Consider the following 13,135-nt stretch of genomic DNA (forward strand, 5'->3'; position numbering starts at 1 on the left):
CCATCATCAACCCTCCAGTACCCTTGAAGGTCAAGCCCAGAATCCGGACAGGGAGGACCCGATGCGGATCGGAGAACTCGCCCGCAAATCTGGCGCCACGCCATCGACGCTGCGGTACTACGAGGAAGCGGGGCTCCTCCCTGAACCGGGACGTACCGCCGGTGGATACCGCAACTACACCCCCGACGCCATCGGCATCGTGCAATTCATCAAGAGGGGGCAGGCGGCGGCACTCACTCTCGCGCAAGTCAAAAGAATCATCGACATACGCGGCACCGGCCAAGCCCCATGTGATCACGTACGCGACCAGCTAGACAGGTCGATCCACCACCTCGATCAACAGATCGCGGAACTGATCGCACTGCGCGACAACATCACCCACCTACGCCAAGCTGCCGAACACACCGATCCGAAGTCGTGCGCTAGCGAAGATATCTGTCGCTACCTATAACCCAGACACGCTTGTGTCCAACATCGATATCTGTCAATATTGATGTGTGTCGAATTCGATTCCGTTGACCGATGTGACCGTGCGGTGCTCACCGCTGGTCCGTGAGCCTCTGTCGGAGGGGCAGTCCGTCGACCTCGCGGCGGTGTTCAAGGCCCTGGCCGACCCGGTCCGGCTGCGCCTGTTCAGCCTGATCGCCAGCCACGAGGGAGGCGAGGCTTGCGTGTGTGACATCTCGCCGGCGGTGGACGTCTCGCAACCGACGATCTCGCACCACCTCAAGGTCCTCAAGACCGCAGGCCTGCTCGAGTCCGAGCGCCGCGCCTCGTGGGTGTACTACCGCGTCATCCCCGAAGTCCTGTCCTCGCTCGCCGGGATCCTGCAGTCCGGTGACCCCGCCATCTCGTTGGAGGTTCTTTCGTGACCAGCCCCGCCCCGACGACTGAGCATCAGCCGGTCGTCGGCAAGCTCTCCACCCTCGACCGGTTCCTGCCGGTGTGGATCGGTGTCGCCATGGTCGCCGGCCTGCTGCTCGGCCGGATGATCCCCGGGCTGAACACCGCGCTGGAGAAGATCCAGGTCGACGGTGTCTCGCTGCCGATCGCCCTGGGCCTGTTGATCATGATGTACCCGGTGCTGGCGAAGGTCCGCTACGACCGCCTCGACACCGTCACCGGCGACCGCAAGCTCCTGCTCGGCTCCCTCTTCCTGAACTGGATCCTGGGCCCGGCGCTGATGTTCGCACTCGCCTGGATCTTCCTGCCCGACCTGCCCGAGTACCGCACCGGCCTAATCATCGTCGGCCTCGCCCGGTGCATCGCCATGGTGATCATCTGGAACGACCTCGCCTGCGGCGACCGCGAAGCCGCAGCCGTCCTCGTGGCGCTGAACTCGGTGTTCCAGGTGATCATGTTCGCCGTCCTCGGCTGGTTCTACCTCTCGATCCTGCCCGGCTGGCTCGGCCTCGAACAGACCACCATCAGCACCTCGCCCTGGCAGATCGCCAAATCCGTGCTGATCTTCCTCGGCATCCCGCTCCTCGCCGGCTACCTCTCCCGCCGAATCGGAGAGAAGACCAAGGGCCGCGACTGGTACGAAACGAAGTTCCTCCCCCGGATCGGACCATGTGCCCTCTACGGGCTGCTGTTCACCATCGTCATCCTGTTCGCCCTGCAGGGCGAGCAGATCACCTCCCGCCCGTGGGACGTCGCCCGTATCGCCCTGCCGCTGCTGGTGTACTTCGCCGTGATGTGGGGCGGCGGGTACCTGCTCGGCGCCGTCATGGGACTCGGCTACGAGCGCACCACCACGCTCGCGTTTACCGCCGCCGGCAACAACTTCGAGCTCGCCATCGCCGTCGCGATCGCCACCTACGGCGCCACCTCCGGCCAAGCCCTCGCGGGCGTCGTCGGGCCGCTCATCGAGGTCCCCGTCCTGGTCGGCCTGGTCTATGTCTCGCTGGCCCTGCGCAAGCGCTTCCCGCTGACCCCGTCCTCCACCGCCGCGACCGCGGATCCGTCCAGGAGTGTGAACTGATGTCCGACAATACGATCACCGCCGACACCGAATCGGCCACGCCGAGCGTGTTGTTCGTGTGCGTGAAGAACGGCGGCAAGTCCCAGATGGCCGCCGGCCTGATGCGCAAGACCGTCGGCGATGCCGTCGAGGTGCACTCGGCCGGCACCAAGCCCGGCTCCGTGGTCAACGGCCTGTCCGCCGAGTCGCTGGCTGAGGTCGGTGTCGACATCACCGGCGAGACCCCGAAACCGATCGACCCGGCGCTGCTCGCCCGGGTGGACCTGGTGGTCACTCTCGGCCGGGAAGCCGTCGTCGACACCCCGGACGGTGTCGCGTTGGTCAACTGGGATACCGACGAGCCGTCGGAGCGGGGCATCGACGGGATCGAGCGGATGCGCCTCGTGCGCGACGACATCGCCGCCCGCGTCACCGCGCTGGCAGCCGAACTCACCACCCGGTAGCGACCGAGCAGGCCGGGAAGCCCGAGAAGCGGGAGAAAGTCGGATGAACGCCAACGCCACGACCGAGTCGGCCGGAACACCGGAACTGCTGATGCCCCAGGCCCTGCTGGCGCGGACCGCGGAGCGGCTCGCCGCCCAGTACCGCGGGATCGTCTCCGAGCAGACCGTCGAACGGGTCGTCTTCGAGTCCTACACCGCGCTGCGGCGCACCGCCCGCATCCACACTCACCTGGTGACTCTCGCCGGCCGGTTCGCCGCCGAGCGTCTCGCCGCCCTGGCGCAGTCGACCGGTGCGAGCACCAAGACCGTGCCCGAGGTGCTGTTCATCTGCGTCCACAACGCGGGCCGCTCGCAGATGGCTGCCGCGCTCCTGACACACCACGCGGCCGGGGCGGTGCACGTACGCTCCGCCGGGTCGCTGCCTGCTGCGGTGATCAACCCGATCGTCGAGCAGGCCATGACCGAGGTCGGGCTCGACCTGGCCGCTGAGTTTCCCAAGCCTCTCACCGACGACGTGGTCGCGGCCGCGGACGTGGTGATCTCCATGGGCTGCGGCGACGCCTGCCCGGTCTACCCGGGCAAGCGGTACCTGGACTGGCAGGTCGCCGACCCCGACAACCACCCCATCGAGACCGTCCGCCTGATCCGTGACGACCTCGACCGCCGCGTCAAAGACCTCCTCGCCGAGCTCCATCCCACGATCACCTGACCCACCCCTTTGATCGACGTGCTCGACGGCCCCGCTCACCGCCGTCAGTGCCGCTGTGCCTGCTCACACCTCATTTGCCTGTTCTTGGAAGGGAACCGACACCCCATGTCTGCACGCAAGATCATCGCCATCGGCGGATCGGACGCCGGGATCTCCGCCGCCCTGCGGGCCCGCGAACTCGACCCCACCAGCGAGGTCACCGTGGTCGTCGCCGACGCCTACCCGAACTTCTCCATCTGCGGCATCCCGTACTACGTCTCCGGCGAGGTCACCCACTGGAGCAACCTCGCCCACCGCACCGCCGCCGACCTCGCCGCCACCGGCATGACCGTGCACACCGACACCAGAGCTACCGCGATCGATCCGGCCGGACACCGCCTGACCGTCACCGGCCCGGACGGCGCCGCCCGGGACCTCGACTACGACGTCCTCGTCATCGGCACCGGCGCTGTGTCCGTGCGGCCGCCGATCACCGGCCTCGACCACCTCGGCCCCGCTGACGGCGTGCACCTGCTGCACTCGATGGGCGACACCTTCGCCGTGATGAACACCCTCACCACGAAGGACCCGAAGACCGCGATCATCATCGGCGCCGGCTACATCGGCCTGGAAATGGCCGAAGGTCTCACTGCCCGCGGCATCACCGTCACCCAGATCGAAGCCCTCCCTGAGGTGCTCCCCACTGTCGAACCCGAACTCGGCGCCCTCGTCCACGATGAACTGGTCCGCAACCGGGTCGACGTCCGCACCCACACCCTGGTCACCGCGGTCGACCGCACCGACACCGGCGCCCTGACCGTCACCACCAGCAGTGACGGCCAGAGCGATCACCTCACCGCCGATCTCGTGCTCGTTGTCGTGGGCGTGCGCCCCGACACCGACCTCGCTGCCGCAGCGGGCGCGCAGCTCGGCATCAAGAACACGATCGCCGTCGACGAGCAGATGCGCACCAATCTGTCCGACGTCTTCGCCGCCGGCGACGCCGTGCACACCCACCACCGCCAGCTCGGCATCACCTGGCTCCCGCTCGGCACCACCGCGCACAAGCAGGGCCGCGTCGCCGGCGAGAACGCCCTCGGCGGCACCGCCCGCTACACCGGCTCCCTCGGCACCCAGGTCGTGAAGATCTTCGACCTCGTCGCCGCCCGCACCGGCCTCAAAGAGACCGAAGCCCTTGCCGCCGACCGCGGCTGGGTGCCGGTGTCGACGACCTCCACACCGGACGATCACAAGGCCTACTACCCGGGTGCCACCCCCATCAGCATCCGGATCACCGGCGACCAGAACACCGGCGCACTACTCGGTGCCCAGCTCATCGGGCACCGCACGGCCGAGATCTCCAAGCGCGTCGACACCTACGCCACCGCCCTGCACCACGGCATGAGCGTCGACGCCCTCTCCGAGCTCGACCTGTCCTACACCCCGCCCCTCGGGTCCCCGTGGGACGCCGTGCAGGTCGCCGCCCAGAGCTGGGTCCGCGAGCACCAGCTGCACCATCAGCGCAGCGTCCTTAGCCTGAACAGGTGACCACCAGCCCCCACGACTCAACCGGGTCCGCCGCACGAGCGGCGGACCCGGCGATCGTTGCGATGCGGCCCGAGCATGGGCCACAGGTCCTCGCGATTTACCAAGCCGGCATGGACACCGGCAACGCCACCTTCGAAACCGCCGCACCCGGCTGGACGGACTTCGACCAACGACACCTACCTGAGCACCGCGTCGTCGCCCTCGCCCCAGGTGGGCAGGTCGCCGGGTGGGTTGCAGCGGCGCCCGTCTCGGGGCGCTGCGTCTACGCCGGCGTCATCGAGCACAGCGTCTACGTCGACTCCGGCCACGCCGGGCAGGGCATCGGAGCCGCGCTGTTGCAGGCCCTCATCCAGTCCGCCGACGCTGCCGGGGTGTGGACCATCCAGACCGGGATCTTCCCCGAGAACCACGCCAGCCTCGCCCTGCACCGGCGCGCCGGATTCCGCACCGTCGGCACCCGCGAACGCATCGGCCAACGCGACGGCCGCTGGCGCGACGTCGTCCTCATCGAACGACGCAGCTGACTGCCGCCTACACCTACCGGACTCAGCCGGCGTCACCGACTTCAGAACCGTCTGGTTCTTCATCCGCCAGCTCTGGGGCGCGGGTGATCGACACGATCGCCGACGAGCGGCGGAACTGCTCGGTGTCGAAGGGGCTCGCGGGATCGTCGAACCAGACCAGTGACTGGTCACCGACACGCGGCCAGCGGGTGACCCTTGTGATCCGGTGCGCGATGCCGTCGTAGTCGAACGCCCCAGACGGGCTGGCGGGGCCGGGACGACGCGTGTACGTCAACGCATCCAGGTCCCACAGGTGCGTTGATCCCTGCGAGGCCACCACCCACCGGCCGCGCATACCGTCCGTGAGCTCATCCACCGTCTCCGACGGTGGATCGTTGCCGTCGGGCGGCTGCTGGACATCCGGTTCATCCGTCATGGGACTCCTCGTATAGGGGTATAGGGTCAGGCTCACTGTCCCGAACGCTAGGCGGAGTTGATTTGGGGTGCCGCTGCCGGGTGCGCCCATGATTTTGGGCCTGGGGTTCGCGTGCCGTCCTTGGCGGATCTACTCGGCGGGCTCGAGGACGCGAGGATGGATCAGTTCGATCCGCGGGACGTGGATCTCGGCTCCACCGAGAACCCGCACACGGGGCCACTCGCCGTCGACCATCGTCAGGCCGGCCTGGGCGGGAGTGAGGCCGTCCTCGGTGGGGATCAAGCACGCCTCGCCAGGCCCGGCCTTGCACCCCGGACAACCGGTCTTGGTCTCGATGGCGATACGCGACTTCTCCAGCTCGAGCTTCTCGTCGTCGGTGGCATGGCGCCAGCAACCGAACCCGTCCTGGTGGCCCACTCCGGCCTGATACAGCGGCCGCATCTGACACGGTTTCCCGTTCGTCTTCGGCCGCAGGCACTTCCTCTTGAGGCTGCGGTCGAGGTCGTCCTTCTTGGCCTTGATCCGCTCGACGTTGAGAGCCATCTGCGTCAGGTAGTCAGCGGTGTTGTCGCCGGCCGCCTCGTACAGCGCGAACACCTGCCGCGGAGACCGGGCGCCGGTCCAGCGCCGGCCGTCCGACCCATACACCGCCACGGGAAGCTTACGTGCGACGATGCCGATCGCGACCTCGATGTAGTGTGCCAGGCCAGTGGTCTCGGGAGTGTTGACGACCCGCTCGGGACAGATGGCGATGCCGTACTCGCTCTCGATCCGCGCGGCCTCGCGGTTGAACCCGGCGACGGCGATCTCCACCTGCCGCAATGCCGTCATCAGCGGTGTGTGATCCAGCGGTGCGGGCGCGGGCTTCGGGCGAGGGGTGCGGTTGCGATCTGATCTCCGGGACATTGGTACAAGCGTGCCAGTAACCAATTCGGAGGTTGCTCGACGGTGGCCCGCCGCTTGGTAGGAGCGGTGTGCGAAATGCGCGCGCGAAATACCAGGGACATCCCTCGAACCCAAACGAACGGACCGAGCCGCGCATGTTTCGGTGACGGCGAGCAGAGCACCGAGCACAAGCGACTGTCCTTCCTCGGTGTCCCCTGAAATCCCGAAGGACACCGAGCAGCTCACCCGCCCGGACCTGAGTCCGCGAACGCAAGCCGCACCGCCCGCAGACCGCACTGATCCCGCCCCAGTACCCGCGCGGAGGCCCGTGGCGTGGCGCTACACCGCTTGCTGAATCGTCGGCCGCCGGCTCGTTGCTGGGGGAGCCGGCGGGAGCGCGGTGACGCGGCCGGCGCGGACGCCGTTGGCGATGACGACGATCTCGGCGAGTTCGTGGACGGCGACGACGGCGGCGAGGCCGAGGACGCCGAACAGTGCGAGCGGGATGAGGATCGCGATCAGCCCGAGGGACAGGGCCACGTTCTGCAGCATGATGTTCCGGGCCCGGCGGGCGTGATCGAGGGCCTGCGGCAGGGTCCGTAGGTCCTCACCCATGAGCGCGATGTCGGCAGTTTCGATCGCGACGTCCGAGCCCATGGCGCCCATGGCGATGCCGAGGTCCGCGGTGGCGAGGGCGGGGGCGTCGTTGACGCCGTCGCCGACCATCGCGGTGAACCGGTCTTTGCGGAGCTCGCCGATGATCCGGGCCTTGTCCTCGGGCCGCAGGTCGGCGTGTACGTCGTCGATCCCGGCGATCTTCGCCAGGGCGGTGGCGGTGGCGGTGTTGTCGCCGGTGAGCATCGCGACGGTGGCGCCGCCGCGGTGCAGGTGATCGATGACCTCGCGGGCTTCAGGACGCAGCTCGTCGCGGACGGCGACCGCCCCGATGACCTGCCCGTCGTCTTCGACGAGGACCGCGGTGGCGCCGCCGGCTTGCATGGCCGCGACCCGCGCTGCAAGTGGGCCCGGGTCGATCCAGCCGGGCCGGCCGAGCCGGGCGGGCCGCCCGTCGACGAGCCCGGTCAGCCCGGCCCCGGGGACGGCCTGCACATCGACCGCCGCCGGTATGCGGTCGCCATTGGCGGTGAGGATCGCCCGGGCGAGGGGATGTTCACTGTGGGCTTCGAGCGCCGCGGCGACGGCGAGCACCCGGTCCTGTTCCGGCGACCGGACGCCCGAGCCGAGGTCGCTCGCCTCGACGGAGGGGCCGGCCGGGTCGGTGGCCGGGTCGGTGATGGTGGCGATGTCGACGACGGCGGGGCGGTTCGCGGTCAGGGTGCCGGTCTTGTCGAGGGCGACCGTCCGCACCCGGCCGAGGGCCTCGAGGGCGGCGCCGCCCTTGACCAGGACGCCGATCTTGCTGGCGGCGCCGATCGCGGCGACGACGGTGACGGGGACGGAGATCGCCAGTGCGCAGGGGGAGGCGGCGACCAGCACGACCAGGGCCCGTTCGATCCACGTTGCGGGGTCACCGAGCAGGGACCCGAGGATCGCGATCGCGGCGGCGAAGATCATGATCGCCGGGACCAGGGGCTTGGCGATGGTGTCGGCGAGGCGTTGTGCGTCGCCCTTGCGGGACTGTTCGGCCTCGACGATCTGCACGATCTTGGCCAGCGAGTTGTTCTCCGCGGTGGTGGTGACTTCGACCGTGAGGGCGCCGGTGCCGTTGATCGTCCCGGCGAACACCTCGTCGCCGGGTCCGGCCTCGACGGGCACGGATTCGCCGGTGATCGCCGAGACGTCCAGGGCGGTGCGGCCGTCGCGGATCACGCCGTCGGTGGCGATCCGCTCGCCGGGCTTGACCAGCATCCGGTCTCCGACCGCCAGCTCGGCCGGGGAGATGGTGGCCGGGGTGCCGTCGCGCAGGACGGTCGCGGTGTCGGGGACGAGGTTGAGCAGCGCCCGCAGGCCGCGGCGGGTCCGTGAGACGGCGTACTCCTCGAGGCCCTCGCTGATGGCGAACAGCACGGCGAGCATCGCCGCCTCGCCGACCTCGCCGAGGATCACCGCGCCGACGGCGGCGATCGTCATCAGTATCCCGACGCCGATCTTGCCCTGGGCCAGGCGCCGCAGCGTGGACGGCACGAAAGTCCACGCCCCGATCAGCAGCGCGATCCACTCCAGCACCAGTGACAGGCGCTGCGGGCCGCCGGCCCACCCGACGATGTATGCGGCGAGTAGGAACACCGCCGCGGCCGCGGCGGCCTGCAATTCCCGCACCTGCCACCACTGCCCGGGAGCCTGCTCGTCCTCGCCGGCGGGCTCGTCGTGCCCGCAGCCGCACGCGTCACTCATCGCCGCACCACCTTCGCCGCCGAAGCCTCCTCGGTCGTCACAGCGTCCGGGCTGCAGCAGGTGGCGCTGTCGGTGCCGTAGTTCGGGCATAACGCGACCGCGTTGCCGGTCGCCGCGAGCAGCGTCTCCGCCGCCGCGAGCAGGTCCATCAGCTCCGGGCGGGCGAGGCTGTAGAACACCTGCCGCCCCTGCGGGCGGCCCTGCACCAGACCGCAGTCCCGCAGGCACGCCACGTGCGCCGACACCGTCGACTGCGCCAGGCCCAGCTCGGCCATCAGGTCCGCCACCCGGGCCTCGCCACCGTGGGCAAGCCGCGTCGCGATCGCCAGCCGGGTCCCGTCGGAGAGGCTGTGGAACAACGCGACCGCGGGATCGAGCTGCGCGCCCGTCGCCACCGAACACTCATTCATCGTCATACGACGATGATAGCGGTATTCTGTGGTGTAATCGAGTTCTCGCGAGGAACAGGCCGCCGATCGGTGGCCGTGAGCGGTGTTGGGAGCTGCTGGGTATGCCATCGATGTCGACGATCGAGTCCCTGTTCTGCCGCAGCACGCCGTGGGAGGCAGCGACACGGCGGTGGGTGTTGCCGTGGGCCTTGCAGGGCGTGCGCCCTACGGGGAGGGTGCTGGAGATCGGCGGCGGCGGCGGCGCGATGGCCGCGCAGCTGCTGGCGGCGAGCGCCCCTGCGGATCAGGTGCAGCTCACCGTCACCGACTTCGACCCGGTGATGGTCGCCGCCGCGCAGGATCGGTTGCAGCGCTTCGGTGACCGAGCGCAGGCGAGGGTGGCCGACGCCGCCGCGTTGCCCTTCGGCGACGACGAGTTCGACACCGTCGTCTCGTTCATCATGTTGCACCACGTCGTCGACTGGGAGCAGGCCCTCCGCGAAGCCGTCCGGGTGCTGCGCCCCGGCGGAACCCTGGTCGGCTACGACCTGCTCGGCACCGCGCCGGCGCGGATCCTGCACCGGCTCGAAGGCGCACCGCACCGGTTCATCGACCGCGGCCAGCTGCGCCCGCACCTGGCAGGCCTGCCGCTGCGGGAGGTCACCGTCCGGGAGAACGCGGCACTGACCCGCTTCCGCGCGACCCGCACCGCAGGCCGATGACCACGCCAGGGCCCGAACACCGGCTCGGCCGCGGCCATCACCACGGTGCGCGGCCCGAGCTGGACGGCCTCGAACAGGTGGAGGTCGCCGTGGCATTCGTCGACCTCGCCGGCTACAGCGTGCTCACCGAGATGTGCGGCGACCACGAAGCCGCCGAGCTTGCGCTCCGGTTGGCTGAGCACGCCCGTCGAGCCCTGCACCCGCAGGCCCGGCTGGTCAAGACCATCGGCGATGCGGTGATGCTCACCGCCGACACCACCGATGCGATGCTGGCCACGATCACCGCGCTCGCCGGGCACGCCGCCGACGAGGACGGATTCCTCGCCCTCCGCGCCGGAATCCACCACGGCACCGCCCTCCGACGCGACGGCGACCTGTACGGGCACGCGGTCAACATCGCCGCCCGCATCACCGCCCTCGCCGGCGCCGGCCACGCCGTCCTCACCGACCCGCTCCTGCCCGCCGCCACCCGCGCCGGTGTGCCCACCACCGCCCTCGGCCCGCGAAACCTGCGCAACATCAGCACCCCAATCGAACTGCACAGCATCACCTTCACCGACACCCGGCACCCGCACGACCCGATCTGCGGCGCCCGCATCGACCCGGCGACCGCCCCCGCACACCGGCACACCGACACCGGCCGATGGTGGTTCTGCTCAGCCGACTGCGCCCGCCGATTCGACCGCGCGACCGCCCCGGCCACCACCACTGCCGCTGCGACGACCTCCGTCACGTCACCCGCCGGGTCAGCGCTCACATCACGGGCAGGTGGCCGGTGATGATCTCGACCGTGCTGCAAGCCGTGGGCCTGTTCGTGGCCACCAACATCGACGACATCATCGTGATCTCCCTGTTCTTCGCCCGCGGCGCGGGCCAGCGGCACCTGACGGCCAAGATCACCGCCGGGCAGTACCTCGGATTCGCCGGCATCCTCGCTGCCGCAGTGCTGATCGCCCTCGGCGCCGGCGCCTTCCTCCCCGTCGCGGCGATCCCGTACTTCGGGCTCGTCCCCCTGATCCTGGGGCTGCGGGCAGCGTGGTCGAGCTGGCGCGAATACCGCGGCAGCGGCAGCGGCGATGGTGACTGCGCGACGGGGAAGGGGGCGGGCAACGCGGTCGGCGTCCTGGGCGTGGCGGGCGTGACCTTCGCCAACGGCGGCGACAACATCGGCGTGTACGTGCCCGTCTTCGCCAGCATCAACCACACCGCGATCGCCGCCTACTGCGTGGTCTTCGTGATCTTGGTGGGGGCACTGGTGTCCATTGCCCGGTACGTCGCCACCCGCCGCCGCATCGCCGAGATCCTCGAACGAGGGGAAAGCGTGCTGTTTCCCCTGGTGCTGATCACCCTCGGGGTCATCATCCTCGTCTCGGGCGGCGCATTCGGCCTGTAGGCAGGGTGGTCGGGGTCGCAGTGCGTCGGCACGGATCCATCGCTTCCCCGGGGTTGTGGGTAGTTCCCCGGCGGTGATTGCGCACCGAACCGGTGGAGTCGGGGGTGGTGCCGGGCCTGTCACTCCGCGGTGCAGGCGTCCTGGCAGGCTGGCCTGCATGGCCGACGAAGTGAGTGAGGATGATCTGGCGGGGATCCGTGCCCGGTTCCTTCCGGGGTGGTACGGGTCCCTGGATGTGGGGCCTGGCTGGTACCGGTTGATCGTCGATCTCGACCGGGAGCTGGCGGCGATCGACCCCGGCTACCAGCTGATTCAGATCAAGGAGAAGTTCGGCGGCCTGCGGTACTACGTCGAGTTCGAACCGGACCGGCCCCGGCCGGGTTTCGACGAGTTGATCCGGGCGGCGGAACGGCGGTCCGAGCGTATGTGCGAGCAGTGCGGCGGTGACGGTGGCCTCACGCGCCGCGGGAGCTGGGTCCGGACCCTGTGCGCCGCGGACGCCGAGGCGAGCGGATTCACCCTCGACGAGTCCGCACCGGACTAGAAGGGTCGGTGTGGGTCCGGGTGCACGGTGATCAGTCGTCGGTGTCTGGCAGGCGATGTCCGGCGAACCGGATCCACGGCACCGTCACGTCGTGATCGCCGAATGTGAGCGTGATGCTGACCTCGCGGACGCCCGCGGCGGTGAGGTGACGCTGGAGTGCGGTGAGGACCGCGGCGGTCGCGCGGGCGCCGACCTCTGCGGCTGTCGTGGCACCGCGTCGTCGAGCAGCTGGGCGGCCGTGCGGTACCGCTGATCGATCAGGTCCATCTCGGCGGTGATGGCGTCCACCCGGGCCCGCCGCTGCGGGTCGGCGAGAATCCGCGCCAGTCGCTCATCGCCGGAGATGAACCGCACTTCGTCGCCGCTTTCCGTCATGGTCGTCAGTATCCACTTCTGGGCCAGCTCTGGGTGCGGGTCATTTCGGGTGGACAAGTGCACCGGCCGCGCGGATCATCACCTTGCGTGGACGAGACGAGCGCCGGCGCCGCTGCGGCAGCGATACTCGACGAGCTCGTCGGTCCCTTCTACGACGCCGATGGTGTCACCGGGTACCTCGGTCTAGATGGCGATGACCTGGCGCGGATGGTCGCCGCGGAGCAGGTGATCTGGGTGCCGCTGGCCGGCGGCACACCGGTGTTCCCTGCGTGGCAGTTCCCCGACGGTCGCTGGGTGGATGAGCGGCTGCTGACCGTCTGGCAGGCCCTGCGGCGCGCCGCCGAGCCGTGGACGGCGGCGTGCTGGATGTGCGCGCCGTCGGCGGACCTCGATGACCAGACGGCGATCACCTACCTCACCCGCGGCCCGCGTGATCCCCGCCGCCTGGACACCGTCCTGGCACGTGCATCCGAGGACGGCGCCCGCTGGCTGCAGTAGGGGCGTGGCACCGGAGCGGTTACCTGGTACCGGTTTCGGCGGACCCTTCCTCGAGGACCTTCGCGGTGAGACCGCGGGCGTGTGCTGCGCTCCAGGCGGCGGCGAGGTTGTCGGCGCGGCTCTGCCAGGTCATCTCGCCGAGGTACTCGGCGTGCTGCTTCGTCGCATCGGTCCACCGCAGTTCCGCGTATAGGCGCCGGTATTGGCACCGGAGGACCACCCGCCCGAGAGCGTGGGGCGCGGTGCGGATGACGCGGTTGTGGCGGCCGCCTGCGGCGTCGTCCTGCTCTTTGGCCTGCACTGCCTTGTTCGAACCTTGGGGGACTCGCCAGTGGTGGTCTTCGCGGCTAGCGCGCCGTCGAGGAGCCGTAC

At 69.6% G+C, this 13,135-nt stretch carries 18 protein-coding genes; 12 read left to right on the forward strand and 6 right to left on the reverse strand.

Annotated elements, in window-relative coordinates; translation table 11 throughout:
- Positions 1 to 61 precede the first annotated feature (61 nt).
- The 7 genes from FK530_RS16200 (at position 62) to FK530_RS16230 (ending at position 5,187) form a co-directional block, all read left to right on the forward strand.
- Positions 62 to 451, forward strand: coding sequence for a heavy metal-responsive transcriptional regulator (locus FK530_RS16200; protein ID WP_068526163.1), 390 nt, complete (start codon positions 62 to 64; stop codon positions 449 to 451).
- 46 nt (positions 452 to 497) lie between these two features.
- Positions 498 to 872 carry an ArsR/SmtB family transcription factor gene (locus tag FK530_RS16205; RefSeq protein WP_068526162.1) on the forward strand — a complete coding sequence of 125 codons (375 nt, stop codon included), beginning with the start codon at positions 498 to 500 and terminating at the stop codon, positions 870 to 872.
- Positions 869 to 1,984 carry an ACR3 family arsenite efflux transporter gene (gene arsB / locus FK530_RS16210; protein ID WP_068526161.1) on the forward strand — a complete coding sequence of 372 codons (1,116 nt, stop codon included), beginning with the start codon at positions 869 to 871 and terminating at the stop codon, positions 1,982 to 1,984. The genes FK530_RS16205 and arsB overlap by 4 nt, the downstream gene beginning before the upstream one ends.
- Positions 1,984 to 2,427, forward strand: coding sequence for an arsenate-mycothiol transferase ArsC (locus FK530_RS16215; protein ID WP_068526160.1), 444 nt, complete (start codon positions 1,984 to 1,986; stop codon positions 2,425 to 2,427). Before arsB ends, FK530_RS16215 begins: the two co-directional genes overlap by 1 nt.
- 43 nt (positions 2,428 to 2,470) lie before the next feature.
- A complete protein-coding gene (locus tag FK530_RS16220; protein ID WP_068526159.1) occupies positions 2,471 to 3,136 on the forward strand; it encodes an arsenate reductase/protein-tyrosine-phosphatase family protein in 666 nt (221 codons plus the stop codon).
- 105 nt (positions 3,137 to 3,241) lie between these two features.
- Positions 3,242 to 4,663: an FAD-dependent oxidoreductase gene (locus FK530_RS16225; RefSeq protein ID WP_146488060.1), complete on the forward strand. Its 1,422-nt coding sequence runs from the start codon at positions 3,242 to 3,244 to the stop codon at positions 4,661 to 4,663.
- 110 nt (positions 4,664 to 4,773) lie between these two features.
- Entirely contained in the window at positions 4,774 to 5,187 is a 414-nt protein-coding gene (locus FK530_RS16230; protein WP_225536086.1) for a GNAT family N-acetyltransferase, read from the forward strand.
- A 22-nt stretch (positions 5,188 to 5,209) separates the two neighbouring features.
- Here FK530_RS16230 and FK530_RS16235 read toward each other — a convergent pair whose 3' ends face one another.
- The 4 genes from FK530_RS16235 to FK530_RS16250 all read right to left on the reverse strand — a co-directional run bounded on the left by FK530_RS16235 (position 5,210) and on the right by FK530_RS16250 (position 9,258).
- Positions 5,210 to 5,602, reverse strand: a complete 393-nt coding sequence (locus FK530_RS16235) for a hypothetical protein (RefSeq protein WP_068537262.1) — start codon at positions 5,600 to 5,602, stop codon at positions 5,210 to 5,212.
- 129 nt (positions 5,603 to 5,731) lie between these two features.
- Complete coding sequence (locus tag FK530_RS16240) at positions 5,732 to 6,433, reverse strand: hypothetical protein (protein ID WP_019201609.1); 702 nt, start codon at positions 6,431 to 6,433, stop codon at positions 5,732 to 5,734.
- A gap of 393 nt (positions 6,434 to 6,826) precedes the next feature.
- On the reverse strand, positions 6,827 to 8,842 hold the full coding sequence (locus tag FK530_RS16245; protein ID WP_019201610.1) for a heavy metal translocating P-type ATPase: 2,016 nt from the start codon (positions 8,840 to 8,842) through the stop codon (positions 6,827 to 6,829).
- The gene (locus FK530_RS16250; RefSeq protein WP_051158840.1) at positions 8,839 to 9,258 is read right to left on the reverse strand and encodes an ArsR/SmtB family transcription factor; all 420 of its coding nucleotides are present in this window, start codon (positions 9,256 to 9,258) and stop codon (positions 8,839 to 8,841) included. Before FK530_RS16250 ends, FK530_RS16245 begins: the two co-directional genes overlap by 4 nt.
- A 95-nt stretch (positions 9,259 to 9,353) precedes the next feature.
- Here FK530_RS16250 and FK530_RS16255 point away from each other — a divergent pair, with 95 nt between their 5' ends.
- The 4 genes from FK530_RS16255 to FK530_RS16270 all read left to right on the forward strand — a co-directional run bounded on the left by FK530_RS16255 (position 9,354) and on the right by FK530_RS16270 (position 11,890).
- The gene (locus FK530_RS16255; RefSeq protein ID WP_040765948.1) at positions 9,354 to 9,953 is read left to right on the forward strand and encodes a class I SAM-dependent methyltransferase; all 600 of its coding nucleotides are present in this window, start codon (positions 9,354 to 9,356) and stop codon (positions 9,951 to 9,953) included.
- Entirely contained in the window at positions 9,950 to 10,732 is a 783-nt protein-coding gene (locus FK530_RS16260; protein ID WP_068537260.1) for an adenylate/guanylate cyclase domain-containing protein, read from the forward strand. Before FK530_RS16255 ends, FK530_RS16260 begins: the two co-directional genes overlap by 4 nt.
- Complete coding sequence (locus FK530_RS16265) at positions 10,729 to 11,346, forward strand: cadmium resistance transporter (RefSeq protein WP_068526155.1); 618 nt, start codon at positions 10,729 to 10,731, stop codon at positions 11,344 to 11,346. Before FK530_RS16260 ends, FK530_RS16265 begins: the two co-directional genes overlap by 4 nt.
- A 157-nt stretch (positions 11,347 to 11,503) precedes the next feature.
- Entirely contained in the window at positions 11,504 to 11,890 is a 387-nt protein-coding gene (locus tag FK530_RS16270; RefSeq protein WP_126195756.1) for a hypothetical protein, read from the forward strand.
- An 84-nt stretch (positions 11,891 to 11,974) separates the two neighbouring features.
- On the opposite strand, the gene FK530_RS16275 is transcribed toward FK530_RS16270, so the two are convergent.
- The gene (locus FK530_RS16275; RefSeq protein WP_126195757.1) at positions 11,975 to 12,265 is read right to left on the reverse strand and encodes a hypothetical protein; all 291 of its coding nucleotides are present in this window, start codon (positions 12,263 to 12,265) and stop codon (positions 11,975 to 11,977) included.
- A gap of 87 nt (positions 12,266 to 12,352) precedes the next feature.
- Here FK530_RS16275 and FK530_RS16280 point away from each other — a divergent pair, with 87 nt between their 5' ends.
- Positions 12,353 to 12,763, forward strand: coding sequence for a hypothetical protein (locus FK530_RS16280; RefSeq protein WP_019201617.1), 411 nt, complete (start codon positions 12,353 to 12,355; stop codon positions 12,761 to 12,763).
- Positions 12,764 to 12,782: 19 nt separating this feature from the next.
- On the opposite strand, the gene FK530_RS16285 is transcribed toward FK530_RS16280, so the two are convergent.
- The gene (locus FK530_RS16285; protein ID WP_019201618.1) at positions 12,783 to 13,064 is read right to left on the reverse strand and encodes a hypothetical protein; all 282 of its coding nucleotides are present in this window, start codon (positions 13,062 to 13,064) and stop codon (positions 12,783 to 12,785) included.
- Positions 13,065 to 13,135: the final 71 nt, after the last annotated feature.

This window comes from Tsukamurella conjunctivitidis, assembly GCF_007858475.1.
Classification (GTDB): Bacteria; Actinomycetota; Actinomycetes; order Mycobacteriales; family Mycobacteriaceae; genus Tsukamurella; species Tsukamurella conjunctivitidis.

Bases quoted from the DNA above. Each gene is read 5' to 3' on its own strand.
- FK530_RS16260 (WP_068537260.1), top strand. From the start codon at position 9,950: ATGACCACGCCAGGGCCCGAACACCGGCTCGGCCGCGGCCATCACCAC.
- FK530_RS16250 (WP_051158840.1), bottom strand. From the start codon at position 9,258: ATGACGATGAATGAGTGTTCGGTGGCGACGGGCGCGCAGCTCGATCCC.
- FK530_RS16220 (WP_068526159.1), top strand. From the start codon at position 2,471: ATGAACGCCAACGCCACGACCGAGTCGGCCGGAACACCGGAACTGCTG.
- FK530_RS16230 (WP_225536086.1), top strand. From the start codon at position 4,774: ATGGACACCGGCAACGCCACCTTCGAAACCGCCGCACCCGGCTGGACG.
- FK530_RS16235 (WP_068537262.1), bottom strand. From the start codon at position 5,602: ATGACGGATGAACCGGATGTCCAGCAGCCGCCCGACGGCAACGATCCA.
- FK530_RS16270 (WP_126195756.1), top strand. From the start codon at position 11,504: ATGGCCGACGAAGTGAGTGAGGATGATCTGGCGGGGATCCGTGCCCGG.
- FK530_RS16255 (WP_040765948.1), top strand. From the start codon at position 9,354: ATGCCATCGATGTCGACGATCGAGTCCCTGTTCTGCCGCAGCACGCCG.
- FK530_RS16225 (WP_146488060.1), top strand. From the start codon at position 3,242: ATGTCTGCACGCAAGATCATCGCCATCGGCGGATCGGACGCCGGGATC.
- FK530_RS16245 (WP_019201610.1), bottom strand. From the start codon at position 8,842: ATGAGTGACGCGTGCGGCTGCGGGCACGACGAGCCCGCCGGCGAGGAC.
- FK530_RS16240 (WP_019201609.1), bottom strand. From the start codon at position 6,433: ATGACGGCATTGCGGCAGGTGGAGATCGCCGTCGCCGGGTTCAACCGC.
- FK530_RS16275 (WP_126195757.1), bottom strand. From the start codon at position 12,265: ATGACGGAAAGCGGCGACGAAGTGCGGTTCATCTCCGGCGATGAGCGA.
- FK530_RS16200 (WP_068526163.1), top strand. From the start codon at position 62: ATGCGGATCGGAGAACTCGCCCGCAAATCTGGCGCCACGCCATCGACG.
- FK530_RS16215 (WP_068526160.1), top strand. From the start codon at position 1,984: ATGTCCGACAATACGATCACCGCCGACACCGAATCGGCCACGCCGAGC.